This window comes from Streptomyces alkaliterrae, from assembly GCF_007097205.2.
GTDB classification, from domain to species: domain Bacteria; phylum Actinomycetota; class Actinomycetes; order Streptomycetales; family Streptomycetaceae; genus Streptomyces; species Streptomyces alkaliterrae.
The window spans coordinates 1-18,240 of the sequence record NZ_VJYK02000030.1; the positions used below are offsets into that span (position 1 = coordinate 1).

Below are 18,240 nucleotides of genomic sequence, written 5' to 3' on the forward strand. Positions count from 1 at the left end.
ACCCAGACCCGCCCCCATCCCGATCCTCCCGAGGGAGGGGGCACGCTCAGCGACCGTTCCGTCGACATGCACGACGATCCCCGCTTCCGGGAGCTGCGGCGCCGCCTGCTGGTGTTCGTGTTCCCGATGAGCGCCGCGTTCTTCTCCTGGTACCTGCTGTACGTGCTGATGTCCGCCTACGCCCGGGACACCATGGCGACGGTCCTCTTCGGCCAGGTGAATCTGGCGCTGGTGTTCGGCGTGCTCCAGTTCGTCACCACGTTCGGCATCGCCGTGCTGTACGCGCGTTACGCCGCCAGGCGGCTTGACCCGCTCGCGGGCGAGCTGTGCGAGGAGTTGGACGGCGGCACCCCCGACACCGCTGCCGACACCGTCTCCGGCGGCATCAACGCCTCCGACCGGAACGAGACCGAGGAGGCGCGCCGGTGACCACCGCACCCCTGACGTACCAGCTGGCCGAGGAGGCCGGCAGCACCGGCCGGACCTTCACCGTCCTGCTCTTCCTGGTGATGATCGCCATCACCCTCGTGGTCACCGTCTGGGCGGGCCGGCAGACCCGTTCGGCGACCGACTTCCACTCCGGCGGCCGGGAGTTCTCCGGCATGCAGAACGGCTTTGCGATCGGTAGCGACTACATGTCGGCCGCGTCCTTCCTGGGCATCGCGGGCATGATCGCGCTGGCCGGGTACGACGGCTTCCTCTACTCGATCGGCTTCCTGGTCGCCTGGCTGGTCGCGTTGCTGCTCGTGGCTGAACTCCTGCGCAATTCCGGCCGGTTCACCATGGCCGACGTGCTCTCCTACCGGATGCGGCAACGCCCGGTCCGCACGGCGGCGGCCGTCTCGACGATCACGGTCTCCATCTTCTACCTGCTCGCGCAGATGGTCGGCGCGGGGGCGCTGATCGCGTTGCTGCTGGGAATCCAGCCGGGCGAGACATACCTGGGCATGAGCGCGGACACCGCGAAGATCGCCGGCATCGTCGTGGTCGGCGTCCTGATGATCGTCTACGTGATGTTCGGCGGGATGAAGGGCACCACCTGGGTGCAGATCATCAAGGCCGGCATGCTGATGGGCGGCGCCTTCCTGCTGACGGTGCTGGTGCTGGCGTCCTACAACTTCAACCTCGGCTCGCTGATGGCGGACGCCGCCGACGCCAGCGGGGTCGGCCAGGCGTTCCTCGAACCCGGGCTGAACTTCGGCAAGGAGGTCCCCGGCGACGCCTGGCAGACGCTGTGGAACAAGCTGGACCTCATCTCGCTCGGCCTGGCGCTGGTCCTCGGCACCGCCGGTCTGCCGCACATCCTGATCCGCTTCTACACCGTGCCCGACTCCCGCACCGCCCGTAAGTCGGTGAACTGGGGCATCGGTCTGATCGGCAGCTTCTACCTGATGACCCTGGTGCTGGGCTTCGGCGCCGCCGCCATGGTCGGCAAGGAGGCCATCACCGCGCAGAACTCCGCCGGCAACACGGCCGCCCCGCAGCTCGCCGAGGCGGTGGGCGCGCACTTCGGCGGCAGCGCGCTGGCGGCTGTGATGCTCGCGGTGATCGCCGCCGTCGCCTTCGCGGCGATCCTCTCCACGGTCGCCGGGCTGATGATCGCCTCGTCCTCCTCGCTCGCCCACGACTTCTACAACAGCGTGCTGCGGCGGGGTAAGGCCACCGAGCACGAGGAGGTGCGGGTCGCGCGGGGCAGCGCGCTGGCGGTCGGCTGTGTGGCGATCGGCCTGGCGATCTTCGCGCAGAGCCTGAACGTGGCGTTCCTGGTGGGCCTGGCGTTCGCGATCGCCGCGTCCGCGAACCTCCCCACGCTGCTGCTGAGCCTGTTCTGGAAGCGCTTCAACACGCAGGGCGCGGTGGCCGGCATCTACGGCGGCCTGGTCAGCGCGGTCGGCCTGGTGATCTTCTCCCCGGTGTTCTCCGGCTCGGAGACGGCGCTGGTGTCGTCGATCGACATCAACTGGTTCCCGCTGGGCAACCCGGGTCTGGTGTCGATCCCGATGGGCCTGCTGTGCGCGGTCGTCGGCACGCTGATGTCGAAGGAGAACGACCCGCGCCGCTTCGCGGAGCTCCAGGTGCGGGCACTGACCGGCGCCGGAGCCGAGAAGGCCCCGCAGCACTGACGCGGCGCAAAGGCGCCGCAGGCGGTCCGCGCACTCCTGTTCCCCGGCCTCCAGGCCGGGGAACAGGACCCCACCGCCTCCCGTACCCGCCCGGTCCGCCTCCTCGTTCCGTGACCGGGCGGCTGAATCCCCCGGTCCTTGTGGCCGGGGGATTCAGCGTGGTCCGGACGGGTCGGAGCCTGCGAGCGCGTCCGGAGACGGTGACCGGTGTTCCTCGACCGCAGGCCTCGTGGCGGAGAGGCGGGGGCTGTCGGCCCCGCGAGCGCGCCACCGGGCGAACCCCGCCCTAGGCTTGTGAAACCGCTCTCCGCAGGGCGGTTTCGCAGGTCACGGCGCTGGGTTACGGTTCGCGCGTGGAGTGGACAAGGCGGTTCACCGACCGGCTGCGACGCCGTGCACCGCGCCAGCAGACCGGCGCGGTGGCCGGGCTACGCGAGGCCAGGCTGCTCGGCCAGGACCTGCGGCACGGCCTGCACGGTTCGGGCGGCGCGGCGGCGGCCCGCCGGCTGCGCCGACTGCTCGACGCGGACGCGGTCGTCCTCGCGGATCTGGACGGCCCGGCCGCCGAGGCCGGCGCGCTGCCGCCGGGCAGCGACGTACGCGCGGTGCTCGACGAGGTGTTCAACCGGGGCCGGGTGCTGCGACAGCCGCCGCTGGTCGCCGCGCCGCTGCTGGTCGCCGGCGACCTGGCGGGCGCGCTGGTGGTCGCCGGGGACGTGACCGGGGAGGTCGCGGCCGAGGACGTCGAGGAACTGGCCGCGCTGGTGGCCGAGGCGTTGGACAACGCCGAACTCCGGGAGGCCAGGGCCCGCATCGCGGCGGCGGACCTGCGGACGCTGCGGGCGCAGATCTCCCCGCACTTCCTGCACAACGCCCTGGCGGTGATCGCCGCCCACATCCGCAGCGACCCCGCCCGTGCCCGCCGCCTGCTCACCGACTTCGCCGACTACCTGCGCTACAGCTTCTCCACCAAGGGCGACTACGCGACCGTCGCCGCCGAGCTCCAGGCCATCCAGACTTACCTGGAGCTCCAGCGCGCCCGCTTCGACGACCGGTTGGAGGTGACCGTGCGGATGGCCCCGGAGATCCTGCCCGTCGCCATCCCCTTCCTCGTGGTGCAGCCCATCGTGGAGAATGCGGTGCGGCACGGTCTGGAACGCAAGTCCGGCCGGGGCCACATCGCCGTATCCGGGTTCGGCGAGGGCGCGCTGTGCGTGATCGAGATCGAGGACGACGGCGTCGGCATGGAACCGGAACTGGCCCGGGAGATCCTGGCCGGCGGCGGCCCGGAGGCCAGGGGCGTGGGCCTGGCCAACGTCGACCGGCGACTGCGGACGGTCTACGGCCCCGAGTACGGGCTGGTGATCGAGACAGCACTGGGCAGCGGCACCCGGGTTGTGGTGCGGGTGCCCAGGTACAAGCAAGGAGTGGTGGCGGAGTGAACCACACGACGACGCCCCGGGGCGGTCGGCAGGGCGCCTCCGCCGCCGCGCCCGGCGGCGGACTGCACGTACTGGTGGTCGAGGACGAGCCCTCCACCAGGGCCGATCTTGTCGAGATGCTGACGGAACTCCCGGAGATCGGCGAGGTGTCGGCCGCAGAGAGCGGCGAGGCGGCCGTACGACTGCTGGGCGGCGGCACGTTCGACGCCGTGTTCCTGGACATCTCGATGCCCGGTCTCGACGGCATGGACGTGGCCCGCGTCGTCAGCATGCTGTCCGCTCCCCCGACGATCGTCTTCGTGACGGCGTCGGAGTCCCACGCCATCGAGGCGTTCGGCATCGGCGCCGTGGACTACCTGCTGAAGCCGGTGCGCCCGGAACGGCTGTCCGAGTCGGTGGCGCGCATCGCCCGGCGCGGTCGCGGCGGCGGGGCGTCCCCCGTCGCGGACGAGCTGGCGGTCGTGCAGATCGAGCACAGCAGGCGCACGGTGTTCGTCCGGCGCGACGACATCCAGTACGCCGAGGCGCACGGCGACTACGTGCGCCTGCACACCGCCGACGACACCCACCTCATCCGGCTGTCGCTGTCCTACCTGGAGGAGGTCTGGGCGCCCGCGGGCTTCGTGCGGGTGCACCGGGGCTACCTGGTCGCGGTCGGCTGGGTCCACGACCTGCGGGTGACCAGCTCGGCGGGCCTCGTGGCCTGCACCCCGGCCGGTGACGTGCCGGTGAGCCGGCGGCACGCGCGCGGGTTGAAGGAGCAGCTGATAGACGCGGCCCGCAGCGGGACGCTGGGCCGGGCGGCCAGATGAGCCCGGCGCGCCGGGTGAAGGTGACGTCCCCGCAGACCCGGGTGGCGCTCGCCCGGCGCTCCCGCGTCGAGCGCGGCGTGCTGCCGCTCGCCGGACCCGCCGACCCGGAGCTGGCGCGGCAGGTGTTCGCGGCGCAGCGGCGGCTGGCGATCCGCACGGTGGCGCTGCTGGCACTGGTCCTGTTCGGCACCAGCGGCCTGATCGCGCTGCTTCCCGTGCTGGACCGGGTCGCGGTCGGCGGCGTGCCGGTCTCCTGGCTGCTGCTGGCTGCGGCGACGTACCCGGTGCTGCTCGTGATCGCGGTGCTGCACGTCCGAAGCGCGGAACGCGTCGAGGACGCGGCCTGCGGCGGCCGAAGGCCAGCCGAATGACCGGGCTGCTGGCGATCGGCTTCCTCGTCGCGGCGAGCCTGCTGATCGGCGTGTACGGCGTGCGGGCCGCGCGCACCGCGCCGGACTTCCTCGTCGCCTCCCGCCGCGTCGGCACCGGCTGGAACGCGATGGCCATCGCAGGCGAGTACGTCTCGGCGGCCTCGGTCCTCGGCCTCGCCGGGCTCCTGCTCAAGAACGGCGTCGGCACGCTCTGGTTCGCGGTCGGCTTCACCGCCGGCTACGTGGCGGTGGTGGCGCTGGTCGCGGGCCCGATGCGGCGCTCCGGCGCGTACACCGTGCCGGACTTCGCCGAGTACCGGCTGGCCTCGCCCCTGATGCGGCGGCTGTGCGGACTGATCGTCCTGGTCATCATGTGGCTGTACCTGGTACCGCAGTTCAAGGGCGCGGGCGTGGTGCTGCAACTCGTCAGCGGCACCCCGTACTGGGTGGGCGTGGTGCTCGCCGGGCTGGTGGTGAGCGGGTCGATCGCCGTCGGCGGGATGCGCTCGGCGACGTACGTGCAGGCCTTCCACTACCTGGTGAAGCTGGCGTTCGTCGCCGTCCCGGCGGTGTACGTGCTCGTACACGTGGGCGGGGAGGTCCGAGCCGAGGCCCTGACACCGGTGTCGGTGCCGGAAGGGTGGAGCCGTCCGCTGCTCGACATCAACGACGCCGGACACCCGCTGCTGGCCACCTGGTCGGTACTGCTCGCGACAACACTCGGCGCGATCGGGCTGCCGCACGTGATCATGCGCTTCCACACCAGCCCGAGCGCACGCGCCGCGCGACGAGTGGCCGTCGGCGTGATCGCGCTTCTCGGCGTCTTCTACCTCTTCCCCGCCGTCTACGGGCTGCTCGGCCGCGTCCTGACACCGCACCTCGTGCGGGACAACACCACCGACACCGTCTCGGTCGTCCTGCCGGGCGAGGTCGTGCCGGGCACACTCGGCAGCGTGCTGACGGCGCTGGTGGCGGCCGGCGCGTTCGCCGCGTTCCTGTCCACGTCCTCCGGCCTGTTGCTGGCGCTGGCCGGCGGCCTCTCCCACGACCTGTTCGGCGACCGCGGCCCGGTCGGCGGCCTCTCCCGCCTACGGACGGCGGTGGCGGTCGGCGCTCTGGTCGCGGTACTGCTGTCGCTGCCCGCCGCCCACCTGGACATCAACGTCCTGGTGGGCTGGGCGTTCGCCGTCGCCGCGTCCACCTTCTGCCCACTGCTGGTACTCGGCATCTGGTGGCCGAGACTGACAGTCGCCGGGGCGGCGAGCGGCCTGATCGTCGGCGGCGTCTCGGCTACGGGCGCGGCCCTGGCCTCCGCCTTCGGCAAGTGGGATTCGGGACTGCTGACGGTATTGCTGGCGCAACCGGCCTCGTGGACCGTGCCGTTGGCGTTCGCCGTGATGATCGGCGTCTCGCGACGCGGCACCCCGCCAGAAGGCGCGGAACGCGCGGTTCTGCGCCTCCACGCCCCGTAGCTGTCTCGACGAAACCCCGCCACAGCCTGATCAACTGGGCCTGGCGGGGTTGTTGTCGTTCCTGCGGCGGACGGCTCCACCGGCGCTCAGGCGCCGGTCACCGCGCCGGTCTTGACGGCCGTCACAAACGCAGAGAACGCGGGGGCGGATACGTTCAGCACCGGCCCGCCCGGCTTCTTCGAGTCACGGACGGGGACCAAGCCTTGTGAGGCCATGAGGTTGGCGGCGACCTCGACGCACTGGCCACCGTTGCTGCTGTAGGAGGACTTGTACCAGCGGGGGGAGTCGGTCGTCACGGTGTGCCCTTTCGTAACTGCTCGATCATGGCCACGGATGCCGCCTGCGAGAGCGCTTCGGCCTGTAGTTGATGGTAGGCCGTCAACAGCGGCAGCACGTAGCGCGATTCTCGCTCCAGGCTCCCTTGATGAGCCGACTCGGCGTAGCAGAGGTGTGTCCGGTCCGGCAGCGTGAGTAGCGTGACCGGTAGGTCGAACGCTCGGCGCTCGCCGAGATCGTACGGTGCTACTTGGAAGATCGTGTTGGGGAGTTCAGCGAACGTGGCGATCCGGTCGAGCTGTCCCGCCATGACCTCCGGACCCCCGACCACTCTGCGGAGACAACTTTCGTCCAGTACCGCATAGATCAACGGCGCGGGGCTGCGCTGCAGGGCCGCCTGCCGTTGCGCGACCAGGGCCGTGCGATCGTGAGCTTGTTGTTCTGTGATCATCCCCCGCCGGACAGCACCCGTTGTGATGGCGGCCGCGTACTCCGGCGTCTGGAGAAGCCCGGGGACGATGCCCAACTCGAAGAGGCGGATCTCAGATGCCTTGCCCTCATGGGCAACGAACTCAGGGAACCCCTCCAGCCAAGGTGTGTTCCGCGCTGCACGCGCTCGCCGCTGGAACTGCTCGCCCGTCCCGAACGCTCTGTCAGCGCTTGAGGCGAAACGGAGAGTTGGCATCCGCCTGCCAGTTTCGATTGCTGAGATGTGGGTTGCAGAGCAGCCGATCCGGTCTGCGAGTTCCTCCTGCGTCCACCCTCGTTCATCCCTCAGCCTGCGGAGATGTGAACCGAACGCCGCGAGCGGTGATTCATCGGGGTCGAGGTCTTTTCGGTTCAAAGGCGCTACACCACCTCTCTAAGCAGATCCTGCAAGTTGAAGACTCTCTGAGCCTAGACCACTCTGTGACTCCCTGGTGGTGAAACCGCTACGGAGAGGAGTCGTCATGTCCGGTGCCGCGCACGGCGGTTACCCCCACACCTTCAACCCGGACAGCAACGTGCCGCACGGGTGCACGATCTGTGCCGAGTTGCGCGCAGCCGCGCGACACAACGAAGAGGCCGGCGACCACTCGGCAGCCACGGACTACCGCGTCCTGCTGCGCCGCCACCTCGCCGACTGCTCCACCGGGCGGCCGTCATGACCGGTCCCGATGAACCTGTCAGCACGCCGGAGCCGTCCGGCACACACGCGCCGACCGCACGCACGAGACGTCCGGCGACGACCGGCCGGCAACTCCCGAGCCCCTGGCCGAACTGCTCCGGCGACACGTCGAACTCAGGGCGGAGATCACCGACCACTTGAAGCGATTGGGGCACGCATGAACGACACGTACGCCCTCCGACGCTTCGCGGTCGTCTTCGACACCGAGCCGGACGCCGAGCCCGCCACGTACCGGATGCAGTGCGCTGTATGCGACGCGTTCGGCCCGACCGTCGAAGCCGTGCAGGGGGACGACAAGTCCACACTCGGCGCGCGCATCGAGGCGGCCCGCGAGGCCTCCGACTGGGTGCGGCAGCACCGCTCCACCAACCGGGAGCACTTCACCTACCGCCTGATCGAGACCCACCCCTACCGCCTGGCCCCCGGAGAGTGGCGGCGGTGAGGCGGCTCGCCGCACACATCGCCCGCTTCGCCGGGCCGCTGTTCATCGTCCTCGTCTCGGCATCCTGCGGCTTCGTGCTCGGCGTCGCAGCCGCGGGCTTCCCCCGCTAGCCCCACAGCGTGCTCGGGTCTTCTCGTATGCTGCGACGGCTACTCCCGGTACATGGCCGGTACCGGGACATCGGAACGGGCGCGCCGCGTGCCGCCCGGGCGACGAGGGGGCACGGATGAGGCGGAGGATGTGGGGAGTGGTCGCCGCGACGACCGCGCTACTGGGCGGCACGGTGCTGGTGAGTCCGGCGGGGGCGGCTCCCGGCGGCGAAGTGGGGGTGGTCGCGCTGCCTGCCTGTCCGGTGGTGTTCGGGCACGGCGGCTATCCCACCGGCGCCAACCCCTGGGACCGTGATCAGGTCCGCCAGCCGCACCACCCCAAGGGCCTGGCGCAGCAGAGGAGTTGGGGCGCGGGCGGGGTGGAGGCGGATCTCCAGCTCACCAGGAACGGCACCAAGGGCGTGATGTGGCACAACACCACGACCAACGGCCTGAGCGGCCCCCGCAAGCCGATCACCGAGCTGTGGTGGGCGACCGGCGCGGACCAGCTCAAGGGCCGGACGATCATCCGGGGTCCGTACACCGGGGAGACCGTGTACACCTTCCGCGAGTGGCTGGACAGCGCCCGGGCGAACAACCTGATCGCCATGGTGGAGCTGAAGGGCGAGGCCAAGCAGTCCCTCCTGAACAGCAACGCGACCGTCCGTGAGACCGCGTGGAAGGAGGTCATCGCCCCTCTCTCGGAGCGTATCTCCAGGCAGGCGATCCTGATCTACACGCGGGACGCCGCGCTCAAGCCCGAGTTGGACAAGCGGGTCCGGGCGGCCGGGCTCTCTGCGGCACTCTCGGGCTTCCCGACCTGGGTGGACGGCATCGGCTGGGAGGAGCCGCCCCCGGCGGCCTCCGGCAACCACGCCTCCTGGCAGGCCGCCCTGAACCGCGCGGGCTCCGCCAAGACCCGGATGGCGACCTCGTGGACGAAGGACTTCACGGGCTGGCTGAAGGGGAAGTGCGCCTGAGGTGACGAGTCACCCGCAGGAAGAAGTCCCGTCGGCAAGCGCCGTACGGTTCCTGTGGGCTGGGGACTCGTCTCACCGAACGGCACACGGTCATGGGCGCCGGCCACGGGCCGTCCGGCTACGAGGTCGGCGCAGCGTCCAGAGCTGGCCCGAAACCAGGGCGCACGGTTCGACGCGCACAGGCGGCGCCATGTCGCTACTCGCGCCGCATATGACCCGAACCAGTGAAGTCCGCGCCCCGACGTTGCCTTCTCACCGGATGCGGTCCCGACCGGCGGCGGCCCGCTCGGACCTCGGCATGGCCGCGGCCGGAGCGGCCGGAGTCGCAGAGGCGGCGGCGGTGACGGCCGAGGCGGCCGGGCGGGGCGCCGGGGTTCGGGGCCCCGCCCGGCCACCTTGCGGCGGTTGGGCGGCGGTCAGTGGCGGCGGACGCCTGCGGCGAGGTCTGCCGCTAGTTCTCGGACGGCGGCGAGGCCGGCCGGGAGGTCGCCCTCGTGGTCGAGGAGGCGCTTGACGAAGGCCGAGCCGACGATGACGCCGTCGGCGAACTGGGCGACCTCCGCGGCCTGTTCGGCGTTGGAGACTCCCAGGCCGACGCAGACCGGGAGGTCGGTGGTGGCGCGGGTGCGCGCCACCAGGTCGGCGGCCTCGCGGCCGACGGACTCGCGGGTGCCGGTGACGCCCATGAGGGAGGCGGCGTAGACAAAGCCGCTTCCCGCTGCGGTGATCTTCGCGAGGCGTTCGTCGCGGCTGCTGGGGGCGACCACGAAGACCGTCGCCAACTGGTGCTCGTCGGCGGCCTTCCTCCAGAGGTCGGCTTCTTCGACGGGGAGGTCGGGGAGGATGCAGCCGGCGCCGCCGGCGGCGGCGAGTTCGGCGGCGAAGCGCTCCACGCCGTAGCGGTCGATCGGGTTCCAGTACGTCATGACCAGCACCGGGGCGCCGGTCGCGGCGTGCGCTTCGCGGACGGTGCGGAGCACGTCGGCGATTCGCACGCCGCCGCGCAGGGCGATGTCGTCGGCGGTCTGGATGACCGGGCCGTCCAGGACGGGGTCGCTGTGCGGCAGGCCGACCTCGACGACGTCGCAGCCGCTTTCCAGCAGTGCCGTACAGGCGGCGATGCCGCCGTCGACGGTGGGGAAGCCGGCGGGCAGGTAGCCGACGAGCGCGGCCCGGTTCTCCGCCCGCGCCGCCGCGAGGGTGGCGGCGAGGAGTTCGCGGCGGCCGGTGAGTTCGCTGGTCTCGGCCATCACTTGGCCTCCTCGTCGTAGAGTCCGAAGTAGCGGGCGGCGGTGTCCATGTCCTTGTCGCCGCGTCCGGAGAGGTTGACCAGGATCAGGCCCTCGGAGCCGAGTTCACGGCCCAGGTCGAGGGCGCCGGCCAGGGCGTGGGCGCTTTCGATGGCCGGGATGATGCCCTCGGTCTCGGAGAGCAGCCGCAGCGCGAGCATCGCTTCCTCGTCGGTGACGGGGCGGTACTCGGCGCGGCCGAGGTCCTTGAGGTAGGAGTGCTCGGGGCCGATGCCGGGGTAGTCCAGTCCGGCGGAGATGGAGTAGGGCTCGGTGATCTGGCCCTCGTCGTCCTGGAGGACGTAGGACCGGGAGCCGTGCAGGATGCCGGGTTCGCCGGCGGTGAGGGTGGCGGCGTGTTCGCCGGAGTCGACGCCGTGGCCGGCGGCCTCCAGGCCGACGAGACGGACGCCGGTGTCGGGGATGAAGGCGTGGAAGAGGCCGATGGCGTTGGAGCCGCCGCCGACGCAGGCGGCGACCGCGTCGGGCAGCCGACCGGCGCGCTCCTGGATCTGGCGGCGGGCCTCGACGCCGATGACGCGGTGGAAGTCGCGGACCATCGCCGGGAAGGGGTGCGGCCCGGCGACCGTTCCGAACAGGTAGTGGGTGCGGTCGACGTTGGCGACCCAGTCGCGGAACGCCTCGTTGATGGCGTCCTTCAGGGTGCGGCTGCCGGAGGTGACGGGGATGACCTCGGCGCCGAGCATCCGCATCCGGGCGACGTTGAGGGCCTGCCGCTTGGTGTCGACCTCGCCCATGTAGATCGTGCACTCGAGGCCGAAGAGTGCGCAGGCGGTGGCGGTGGCGACGCCGTGCTGCCCGGCGCCGGTCTCGGCGATGACCCGGGTCTTGCCCATGCGCCTGGTGAGCAGGGCCTGGCCCAGCACGTTGTTGATCTTGTGCGAGCCGGTGTGGTTCAGGTCCTCGCGCTTGAGGAAGATCCGGGCGCCGCCCGCGTGCCGGGCGAAGCGCGGCACCTCGGTGAGGGCGCTCGGCCGACCGGTGTAGTTGACCAGCAGGTCGTCCAGCTCGGCGGCGAACGCCGGGTCGGCCTTGGCCTTGTCGTACTCGGCCGCGACCTCGTCGACGGCGGCGACCAGCGCCTCGGGGATGAACTTCCCGCCGAAGGCGCCGAAGTAGCCTGCGGCGGAGGGGACTTGGCCCTCGTTGTCGGGGATGAAGAACTCTGTGGACATCCGGGAATGCTCCTTCGCCGGCCCACACCCGGGAGGGCGGGGCCGAGAGGTGAGAGTGCTCGGCTGTGGACACGGCAGACGACCGTCCGTACCCGACGCCCGTCCCGATCCGGGGCCGCCGCGCGGCGGTGCGGATCAGGACGTCGGAACGGCGGCCGTCAGCCGCGCCATCGCATTCCCTTGATCTGTCCGGGCTCGGCGCCGATGTGGTAGCGCACCCGGCGTCCCCGTACCCGCCGCGCGGGCGCGCGGCAGCCGCGCTGCCAGGCCGGCGGCGCGAGCCGGGGCCGGGAACGGCGGCGGCTCGTGCGGGAGAGGGGACGGGTGGTCATCGTTCGGGTCTCAGCGTCCGTGGCGTAGGGCGGGGTGGGCGCCGGCGGCGACCAGGTCGGCCACGGCGGACTGCGGGTCCTTGCCGGTCACCAGGGACTCGCCGACGAGCACCGCGTCGGCGCCCTCGTTGGCGTAGGCGATCAGGTCGTGCGGGCCGCGCACACCGGACTCGGCGACCTTGACGATGCCCTCGGGGATCTCCGGGGCGACCCGGGCGAAGTTGTCGCGGTCGATCTCCAGAGTGCGCAGGTCGCGCGCGTTGACGCCGATGATCTTGGCCCCGGCGTCGACCGCCCGCTCGGCCTCGTCCTCGTCGTGGACCTCCACCAGCGGGGTGAGGCCGATCGACTCGGCACGCTCGATCAGCGAGACCAGCGCCTCCTGTTCCAGGGCGGCGACGATCAGCAGCGCGAGGTCGGCGCCGTAGGCCCGGGCCTCCCACAGCTGGTAGGCGGTGACGATGAAGTCCTTGCGCAGGACCGGGACGTCCACCCGCGCCCGCACGGCCTCCAGGTCGGCCAGCGAGCCGCCGAAGCGGCGCTCCTCGGTGAGGACGGAGATGACCGCCGCGCCGCCCGCCTCGTAGTCGGCGGCCAGTGCGGCCGGATCCGCGATGGCGGCCAGCGCGCCCTTGGAGGGGCTGGACCGCTTCACCTCGCAGATGACCCGGACGCTGTCACCCTTGAGGGCGGCGACGCCGTCCTTGGCCTGCGGGGCCTTCGCCACCCGCTCCTTGAGTTCGTCGAGGCTGACGCGCTCCTGCCGACGGGCGAGGTCAGCGCGGACTCCGTCGATGATCTCGTCGAGCACACTCACGCGAGCGGCCCCTTTCTGGCGGGTACGGATCGTCACTGTCAAGTACTGCGATGGTATCCGGCCTCGGCGCGACGGTTCGCATCCACCCCGCGCGGGTCTCACATACCGGACATTAGGCTGAACAGGCCCCACCCGCCACACCACCGCCGACGGGGTGCCGTGCGCCGCCCGTCTCAGGGCGCGAGCGCGGCCCCGAAGGGCAGGTTGCGGACGAGGGTGAAGGCGCCGAGCACGGCAAGCGCCAGCCACAGCGGGACCAGGGACGCCCGCCGGGCCCGGGTGGGCCGCCGCGGCCGCCCGGCCAGCGCGAACCAGCGCAGCCACCAGCCGGCGGCGAGCAGCAGCGCGAGCACCACCAGCACGTTCGCGGCCAGCGCCGTCGGCAGGTCGCCGTGCGCCAGCGCGTGCAGGCTGCGCAGACCGCCGCAGCCGGGGCACAGCACCCCGGTGTGCCGCAGCAGCGGGCAGACCGGATACCGGCCGGGCTCGTTCGGGTCGACGACGCCCACAACGGCGACGGCGGCGGCGGTCGCGGCGAGTGCGGCCAGGGCGGGCAGCCGGGCGGAGGTCACCCGGCCAGCCTCGACGGCCGCGCGCCGCGCACCAAACCGACACGGGCGTGGCGTGGACCTTCGAAGGTCCACGCCACGCCCGTGGGTTACCCGAATGCTCCTTGCGGCTCAGCGCCCGGTGCGCGGCTCAGCGCGCGCCGCCCGGCAAGGCGGCTCAGCGCCCGGCGGCCGCCGCCGTCTCGCGGGCGCCAGCGGCCTCCCGGGCCGCGAGCTGCTCCGCGGTCTCCTTGGGCTGGCCCATGCCCATCGAGCGCATGATCATGCCCACCACACCACCGAGCACGACTACGACCATGCCGGCGATGACGCCGAACGGCTCGGCCATCACCAGGTACACACTGCCGATGCAGAACCCGATGAAGGCGATGGTGACGCCGGTCCACGCGGCCGGGGTGTGACCGTGGCTGCTATCGGCCATGACAGTGCTCCTCGAAGAATCCGTGTCGCCGGCCGCCGGCCGGCCGGTGTGCGTTGACCATTGTGTCAGGGCCGTCGGTCGCGGCCGTCGTCGGCTTCGTCACCGTTGTCGTCGGGGCGCCCGGCGTCGTCGTCGGGGCGCCCGCCGGTGGGGTCCTCGCCCCGGTCCAGCGCCCGCCACAGCTCGTCGGGGCGGTCCGGGTCGGCCGGGCGGCGGGGGGCCTTGCGGCCGCCGGACCGCTCGTAGCGGCCGCCCATCGCCGGCCAGGCCGCGCCGAACCGTTGCGCGAGCACCCCGGCCAGCAGCAGGAGCAGACCGCCGAGCGCCGCCACGTACGGCCAGGCGCTGAACGTCACGTCCGTGGTGGTGGCGCCCACCAGGCCGGTGGCCTCGGCCGCCTTCTCGTTCAGCGTGGCGGTGTCGAAGGTGGCGGCCACCGAGGAGACGATCACGCCGAGGCCGCACAGCGCGAGCAGCACGGCGACCGCCGTGCGGGCGGTGCGGCGGACGGCGAAGACGGCGACCAGCGCGGCCAGCGCGACAAGCGCCAGCGCGCTGGGCAGGCCGGTCACCTCGCTGCCGGTCGCGTGCAGCGGAAGGCGCACGCCGCCCCGGACGGCGTGGCCTTCCACCCACGTCTGTCCGGCGGCGATCAGCACCAGGGCGGCGCCCAGCGCGCCGCCGAGCACGGCGGCGCCCAGCGCGCGCCTGGCGGCGCTCGGGCTCGGGGTGGGGGGCTTGGCGGTCACCCCTTCACGCTACCGCCGAGTCGGTCGGCGGTCCGCACCGCCCTCAGCACCGCCGCCGCCTTGTTGCGGCACTCCTCGTCCTCGGCGGCCGGGTCGGAGTCGGCGACGATGCCTGCTCCGGCCTGTACGTAGGCGCGGCCGTCGCGCAGCAGCGCGGTGCGGATGGCGATGGCGGTGTCGGAGTCGCCGGCGAAGTCGAGGTAGCCGACGCAACCGCCGTACAGGCCGCGCCGGGTGGGCTCCAGCTCCTCGATGATCTGCATGGCCCGGGGCTTCGGCGCGCCGGAGAGCGTTCCGGCGGGGAAGCAGGCGGTGAGCGCGTCGAAGGCGGTCCGGCCGGGCGCGAGCCGGCCGGTGACGGTGGAGACGATGTGCATGACGTGGCTGTAGCGCTCGATCGTCATGAAGTCGACGACCTCCACGCTGCCCGGCTCGCACACCCGGCCCAGGTCGTTGCGGCCGAGGTCGACGAGCATCAGGTGCTCGGCGCGCTCCTTGGGGTCGGCGAGCAGTTCCTCGCCGAGTTCGACGTCCTCCTTCGGGGTGGCGCCGCGCGGCCGGGTGCCCGCGATGGGGTGCAGCATGGCCTGCCCGTCGGCGACCTTCACCAGCGCCTCGGGGCTGGAGCCGACGACGTCGAAGCCGCCCTCGTAGGGCGCGGCCGGGTCCGGGCCGGCGAACCGGAAGAGGTACATGTACGGGCTGGGGTTGGTGGCCCGCAGCACCCGGTAGACGTCCAGCGCGCTGGCCGAGCAGTCCGCCTCGAACCGCTGCGAGGGCACCACCTGGAAGGCCTCGCCGGCCCTGATCCGCTCCTTGACGTCCTCGACGGCGTCCCGGAAGGCCGCGCCGCCCCACAGCTCCCGGTACTCCGGCAGCTCGGAGGGCGGCAGTTCGGCGGCGGAGGCGGCCTGCGGCCGGGCCAGGTCGTTGGTCATCGCGTCGAGCCGGACGACGGCGTCCGCGTAGGCCTCGTCGACGCCGGTCGTCAGGTCGTTGTGGTTGATCGCGTTGGCGATGAGCAGCACTGTGCCGTCGCGGTGGTCGAGCACCGCGAGGTCGGAGGCGAGCAGCATGGTCAGCTCGGGCAGGGCGAGGTCGTCGGCGGTGCTGTCGCCGATGCGCTCCAGCCGGCGGACGACGTCGTAGCCGAGGTAGCCGACCATGCCGCCGGTGAACGGCGGCAGCCGGTGGTCGCGCGGGGTGTGCAGGGTCTCGACGGTGGCGCGCAGGGCGGCCAGCGGGTCGCCCTCGGTGGGCACGCCGACCGGCGGGGTGCCCTGCCAGTGGGCCTGCCCGTCCCGGACGGTCAGCGCGGCGGCGCTGCGCACTCCGATGAAGGAGTAGCGGGACCAGGTCGCGCCGTTCTCCGCCGACTCCAGCAGGAAGGTGCCGGGGCGTTCGGCCGCCAGCTTTCGGTAGAGGGCGATGGGCGTGTCGCCGTCGGCGAGCAGTCGGCGGGTCACGGGGATGACCCGCTGGTCCTTGGCGAGGACGCGGAACGTATCCAGGTCGGGGGTGGTCACGGCCGGCTGGCCTCCTCGGTGCGCGGCTGGTCGACCAGCGGCAGCCGGTCGGCGTCGAAGCAGGTGCGGTCGCCGGTGTGGCAGGCGGCGCCCACCTGGTCGACCCGGACGAGCAGGGTGTCCCCGTCGCAGTCCAGCGACACGGACTTCACGTGCTGCACGTGGCCGGAGGTGTCGCCCTTGACCCAGTACTCGCCCCGGCTGCGGCTCCAGTAGGTGCAGCGTCCGGTGGTCAGCGTGCGGTGCAGCGCCTCGTCGTCCATCCAGCCGAGCATCAGCACCTCGCCGGTGTCGTGCTGCTGGGCGATGGCGGGCAGCAGCCCGTCGGCGTTGCGCTTGAGCCGGGCCGCGATGGCCGGATCGAGCGGGCTGTCGGGCACGGAGGCCGCGTGGGACCCCGAGGCCGCTGAGGACTCCGGGGTCTGAGAGGACGCTGAGGACATGCTCACATTCTGCCGCCGACCGGCCGCGCGGGGAAAACCGCCGGCCGGTCGCCCGCGCGCCGCACCGCCCGGGCGTCCCCTCCAGCCGAACGCCGCCCCGCGGTCGTAGGCTGGCGGTATGTCTACCCACGCCGCACGCGAACGCCGAGCCCTGGCCGACCTGTTGGAGGAGGCGGGCCCCGACGCCCCGACTCTCTGCGACGGCTGGACCACCCGCCAGCTCGTCGCCCACCTGGTGGTCCGCGAACGACGGCTGGACGCCGCCGGGGGGATCGTGATCAAACCGCTCCAGGCCCGGTTGGAACGGGTGCAGGCGGAGTTCGCCGCCAAGCCCTACCAGGAGCTGGTGGAGATGTTCCGCGCCGGGCCGCAGAAACTGTCGCCGTTCTCCCTCAAGCAGGTCGACGAGGCGTCGAACGTCGTCGAGTTCTACCTGCACAGTGAGGACGTGCGGCGGGCCCGCCCGGACTGGAAGCCGCGCGAGCTGGACCCGGTCTTCGCCGACGCGCTGTGGCGCCGGCTGGAGGCGGGCGGCCGGATCTACGGCCGCAAGAGCCCGGTGGGCCTCGTCCTTCGCCGCACGAACGGGCAGACGGCTGTGCTGCGCAAGGGCGTCCCGGTGGTGACGGTGACCGGCGAGCCGGGCGAACTCGTGCTGTACGCCTCCGGTCGCCAGCAGGTCGCCCAGGTCCGCGCCGAGGGCGACGAGGTCGCCGTCGAACGCGCCGCGCGAGCCCCGCTGGGGCTGTGATGGCGGCGACGCGCGGTCGACTCGACCGGCACGAGTACGACGTCACCGTCGAGTGGACCGGCGACCTCGGCTCGGGCACCGAGAGCTACCGCTCCTACAGCCGCGACCACGACGTCCTGGCGGACGGCAGGCAGGGCATCGCGGGCTCGGCCGACCCGGCGTTCCGCGGCGACCCCACCCGGTGGAACCCCGAGCAGCTGCTGGTCGCGTCCGTCGCGCAGTGCCACATGCTCTCCTACCTCCACCTGTGCGCGGTGAACGGCGTCACGGTCACCGCGTACGAGGACCGCGCGCACGGCGTCCTCACCATGGACGACGGCGGCGGAAGCGGCCGCATCACCGGGGTCACGCTGCGCCCCGAGGTGACGGTCGCGGAGGCGTCGATGGTGGAGAAGGCACGCACGCTGCACGGCGAGGTGCCCGCGCTGTGCTTCATCGCCCGCTCGGTCGACTTCCCGATCCACCACGAACCGGTGATCAGCGTCCAGGACTGAGCCGCTGCCGACGCTGGTGGCGGGCGCGGGCCCGCTCGTGCGCGTCGCGCAGCAGGCGGGTGACGGTGTCGGCCGTCCGGGGCCCGGGGTTGACGACGCAGATCCAGCCCGCGGTGCCGTACACCGGGTGCGGCAGCACGGTGTCCACGGCCGTGTGGTCGCGCGGCCGGGTCAGGGCGCTGGGCGTCTCACCGGTGAGTGCTTCGAAGATGCCCCGGTCGACGTGCACGTTCACCCGCCAGCGGTCGGGCGCGTCGAGGTGGGAGGCGGTGTCGCCGGGCTGGTCGGCGGTGGTGATGGTGCCGTAGGGCTGGCCGGTGCGGGGAGGTCGGCCGTCGGGGGCGTGGTAGAGGTACGCGTCGCCGTCGGGTTCGGGGCGCAGCACCAGCGCGCCGTCGAGTTCTTCCACCGCGGAGATGATCTGCTCGATACTCGTCATGGTTCGAGTGTCACGTTGAAGTGCTTGTGTGGAGTCGGG

Annotated in this window: 23 protein-coding genes; 11 read left to right on the forward strand and 12 right to left on the reverse strand. The window is 72.3% G+C overall.

The window, feature by feature from the left end; translation table 11 throughout:
* The 6 genes from FNX44_RS04810 to FNX44_RS04835 all read left to right on the forward strand — a co-directional run.
* Window positions 1–429 (forward strand): DUF485 domain-containing protein (locus FNX44_RS04810; protein WP_323369064.1); only part of this gene is annotated, 429 nt, incomplete at its 5' end.
* A complete protein-coding gene (locus FNX44_RS04815; RefSeq protein ID WP_407699219.1) occupies window positions 426–2,123 on the forward strand; it encodes a monocarboxylic acid transporter in 1,698 nt (565 codons plus the stop codon). The genes FNX44_RS04810 and FNX44_RS04815, both read left to right, overlap by 4 nt.
* A gap of 353 nt (window positions 2,124–2,476) precedes the next feature.
* Complete coding sequence (locus FNX44_RS04820) at window positions 2,477–3,565, forward strand: sensor histidine kinase (protein WP_323369065.1); 1,089 nt, start codon at window positions 2,477–2,479, stop codon at window positions 3,563–3,565.
* On the forward strand, window positions 3,562–4,377 hold the full coding sequence (locus FNX44_RS04825) for a LytR/AlgR family response regulator transcription factor (RefSeq protein WP_323369066.1): 816 nt from the start codon (window positions 3,562–3,564) through the stop codon (window positions 4,375–4,377). Before FNX44_RS04820 ends, FNX44_RS04825 begins: the two co-directional genes overlap by 4 nt.
* Entirely contained in the window at window positions 4,374–4,748 is a 375-nt protein-coding gene (locus tag FNX44_RS04830; protein ID WP_143646684.1) for a hypothetical protein, read from the forward strand. The genes FNX44_RS04825 and FNX44_RS04830 overlap by 4 nt, the downstream gene beginning before the upstream one ends.
* Window positions 4,745–6,220 carry a sodium/solute symporter gene (locus tag FNX44_RS04835; protein WP_143646685.1) on the forward strand — a complete coding sequence of 492 codons (1,476 nt, stop codon included), beginning with the start codon at window positions 4,745–4,747 and terminating at the stop codon, window positions 6,218–6,220. Before FNX44_RS04830 ends, FNX44_RS04835 begins: the two co-directional genes overlap by 4 nt.
* Before the next feature lie 86 nt (window positions 6,221–6,306).
* Here FNX44_RS04835 and FNX44_RS04840 read toward each other — a convergent pair whose 3' ends face one another.
* Window positions 6,307–6,516, reverse strand: coding sequence for a DUF397 domain-containing protein (locus tag FNX44_RS04840; RefSeq protein ID WP_143646686.1), 210 nt, complete (start codon window positions 6,514–6,516; stop codon window positions 6,307–6,309).
* Window positions 6,513–7,340 carry a helix-turn-helix domain-containing protein gene (locus FNX44_RS04845; RefSeq protein ID WP_143646687.1) on the reverse strand — a complete coding sequence of 276 codons (828 nt, stop codon included), beginning with the start codon at window positions 7,338–7,340 and terminating at the stop codon, window positions 6,513–6,515. The genes FNX44_RS04840 and FNX44_RS04845 overlap by 4 nt, the downstream gene beginning before the upstream one ends.
* Window positions 7,341–7,446: 106 nt before the next feature.
* On the opposite strand from FNX44_RS04845, the gene FNX44_RS04850 reads away from it, so the two are divergent.
* The 3 genes from FNX44_RS04850 (at window position 7,447) to FNX44_RS04860 (ending at window position 9,175) form a co-directional block, all read left to right on the forward strand.
* Window positions 7,447–7,644, forward strand: coding sequence for a hypothetical protein (locus FNX44_RS04850; RefSeq protein ID WP_143646688.1), 198 nt, complete (start codon window positions 7,447–7,449; stop codon window positions 7,642–7,644).
* A 177-nt stretch (window positions 7,645–7,821) separates the two neighbouring features.
* Window positions 7,822–8,106: a DUF7848 domain-containing protein gene (locus FNX44_RS04855; RefSeq protein ID WP_143646689.1), complete on the forward strand. Its 285-nt coding sequence runs from the start codon at window positions 7,822–7,824 to the stop codon at window positions 8,104–8,106.
* A 226-nt stretch (window positions 8,107–8,332) separates the two neighbouring features.
* On the forward strand, window positions 8,333–9,175 hold the full coding sequence (locus FNX44_RS04860; RefSeq protein ID WP_228449660.1) for a PI-PLC domain-containing protein: 843 nt from the start codon (window positions 8,333–8,335) through the stop codon (window positions 9,173–9,175).
* A 416-nt stretch (window positions 9,176–9,591) separates the two neighbouring features.
* Here FNX44_RS04860 and trpA read toward each other — a convergent pair whose 3' ends face one another.
* The 9 genes from trpA to hisI form a co-directional block, all read right to left on the reverse strand.
* Window positions 9,592–10,425, reverse strand: coding sequence for a tryptophan synthase subunit alpha (gene trpA, locus FNX44_RS04865; protein ID WP_143646690.1), 834 nt, complete (start codon window positions 10,423–10,425; stop codon window positions 9,592–9,594).
* Window positions 10,425–11,660, reverse strand: a complete 1,236-nt coding sequence (trpB, locus tag FNX44_RS04870) for a tryptophan synthase subunit beta (protein WP_143646691.1) — start codon at window positions 11,658–11,660, stop codon at window positions 10,425–10,427. Before trpB ends, trpA begins: the two co-directional genes overlap by 1 nt.
* 158 nt (window positions 11,661–11,818) lie before the next feature.
* Window positions 11,819–11,992 (reverse strand): tryptophan biosynthesis modulator TrpM, encoded by a 174-nt coding sequence (gene trpM / locus FNX44_RS27895; protein WP_173019112.1) that lies wholly within the window; start codon window positions 11,990–11,992, stop codon window positions 11,819–11,821.
* A gap of 10 nt (window positions 11,993–12,002) precedes the next feature.
* Window positions 12,003–12,809: an indole-3-glycerol phosphate synthase TrpC gene (gene trpC, locus FNX44_RS04875; RefSeq protein ID WP_143646692.1), complete on the reverse strand. Its 807-nt coding sequence runs from the start codon at window positions 12,807–12,809 to the stop codon at window positions 12,003–12,005.
* A 173-nt stretch (window positions 12,810–12,982) separates the two neighbouring features.
* Window positions 12,983–13,381 (reverse strand): DUF2752 domain-containing protein, encoded by a 399-nt coding sequence (locus tag FNX44_RS04880; protein ID WP_181354717.1) that lies wholly within the window; start codon window positions 13,379–13,381, stop codon window positions 12,983–12,985.
* A 154-nt stretch (window positions 13,382–13,535) separates the two neighbouring features.
* Complete coding sequence (locus tag FNX44_RS04885; protein WP_143646693.1) at window positions 13,536–13,799, reverse strand: HGxxPAAW family protein; 264 nt, start codon at window positions 13,797–13,799, stop codon at window positions 13,536–13,538.
* A 65-nt stretch (window positions 13,800–13,864) separates the two neighbouring features.
* Entirely contained in the window at window positions 13,865–14,548 is a 684-nt protein-coding gene (locus FNX44_RS04890; protein WP_143646694.1) for a TIGR02234 family membrane protein, read from the reverse strand.
* Window positions 14,545–16,074, reverse strand: coding sequence for an anthranilate synthase component I (locus tag FNX44_RS04895; protein ID WP_143646695.1), 1,530 nt, complete (start codon window positions 16,072–16,074; stop codon window positions 14,545–14,547). Before FNX44_RS04895 ends, FNX44_RS04890 begins: the two co-directional genes overlap by 4 nt.
* The gene (gene hisI / locus FNX44_RS04900; RefSeq protein ID WP_153506867.1) at window positions 16,071–16,517 is read right to left on the reverse strand and encodes a phosphoribosyl-AMP cyclohydrolase; all 447 of its coding nucleotides are present in this window, start codon (window positions 16,515–16,517) and stop codon (window positions 16,071–16,073) included. The genes FNX44_RS04895 and hisI overlap by 4 nt, the downstream gene beginning before the upstream one ends.
* A gap of 118 nt (window positions 16,518–16,635) precedes the next feature.
* Here hisI and FNX44_RS04905 point away from each other — a divergent pair, with 118 nt between their 5' ends.
* Both FNX44_RS04905 and FNX44_RS04910 read left to right on the forward strand, forming a co-directional pair.
* Window positions 16,636–17,268, forward strand: a complete 633-nt coding sequence (locus FNX44_RS04905; protein WP_143646697.1) for a TIGR03085 family metal-binding protein — start codon at window positions 16,636–16,638, stop codon at window positions 17,266–17,268.
* A complete protein-coding gene (locus tag FNX44_RS04910; protein WP_143646698.1) occupies window positions 17,268–17,762 on the forward strand; it encodes an OsmC family protein in 495 nt (164 codons plus the stop codon). Before FNX44_RS04905 ends, FNX44_RS04910 begins: the two co-directional genes overlap by 1 nt.
* Here FNX44_RS04910 and FNX44_RS04915 read toward each other — a convergent pair.
* The gene (locus tag FNX44_RS04915; protein ID WP_153506861.1) at window positions 17,746–18,201 is read right to left on the reverse strand and encodes a DUF6194 family protein; all 456 of its coding nucleotides are present in this window, start codon (window positions 18,199–18,201) and stop codon (window positions 17,746–17,748) included. The two genes, FNX44_RS04910 and FNX44_RS04915, sit on opposite strands and share 17 nt — an antisense overlap.
* Between the last annotated feature and the right edge of the window lie 39 nt (window positions 18,202–18,240).

Bases quoted from the DNA above. Each gene is read 5' to 3' on its own strand.
- FNX44_RS04830 (WP_143646684.1), top strand. From the start codon at position 4,374: ATGAGCCCGGCGCGCCGGGTGAAGGTGACGTCCCCGCAGACCCGGGTG.
- FNX44_RS04835 (WP_143646685.1), top strand. From the start codon at position 4,745: ATGACCGGGCTGCTGGCGATCGGCTTCCTCGTCGCGGCGAGCCTGCTG.
- FNX44_RS04850 (WP_143646688.1), top strand. From the start codon at position 7,447: ATGTCCGGTGCCGCGCACGGCGGTTACCCCCACACCTTCAACCCGGAC.
- FNX44_RS04855 (WP_143646689.1), top strand. From the start codon at position 7,822: ATGAACGACACGTACGCCCTCCGACGCTTCGCGGTCGTCTTCGACACC.
- FNX44_RS04860 (WP_228449660.1), top strand. From the start codon at position 8,333: ATGAGGCGGAGGATGTGGGGAGTGGTCGCCGCGACGACCGCGCTACTG.
- trpA (WP_143646690.1), bottom strand. From the start codon at position 10,425: ATGGCCGAGACCAGCGAACTCACCGGCCGCCGCGAACTCCTCGCCGCC.
- trpB (WP_143646691.1), bottom strand. From the start codon at position 11,660: ATGTCCACAGAGTTCTTCATCCCCGACAACGAGGGCCAAGTCCCCTCC.
- trpM (WP_173019112.1), bottom strand. From the start codon at position 11,992: ATGACCACCCGTCCCCTCTCCCGCACGAGCCGCCGCCGTTCCCGGCCC.
- FNX44_RS04885 (WP_143646693.1), bottom strand. From the start codon at position 13,799: ATGGCCGATAGCAGCCACGGTCACACCCCGGCCGCGTGGACCGGCGTC.
- hisI (WP_153506867.1), bottom strand. From the start codon at position 16,517: ATGTCCTCAGCGTCCTCTCAGACCCCGGAGTCCTCAGCGGCCTCGGGG.
- FNX44_RS04905 (WP_143646697.1), top strand. From the start codon at position 16,636: ATGTCTACCCACGCCGCACGCGAACGCCGAGCCCTGGCCGACCTGTTG.
- FNX44_RS04910 (WP_143646698.1), top strand. From the start codon at position 17,268: ATGGCGGCGACGCGCGGTCGACTCGACCGGCACGAGTACGACGTCACC.
- FNX44_RS04915 (WP_153506861.1), bottom strand. From the start codon at position 18,201: ATGACGAGTATCGAGCAGATCATCTCCGCGGTGGAAGAACTCGACGGC.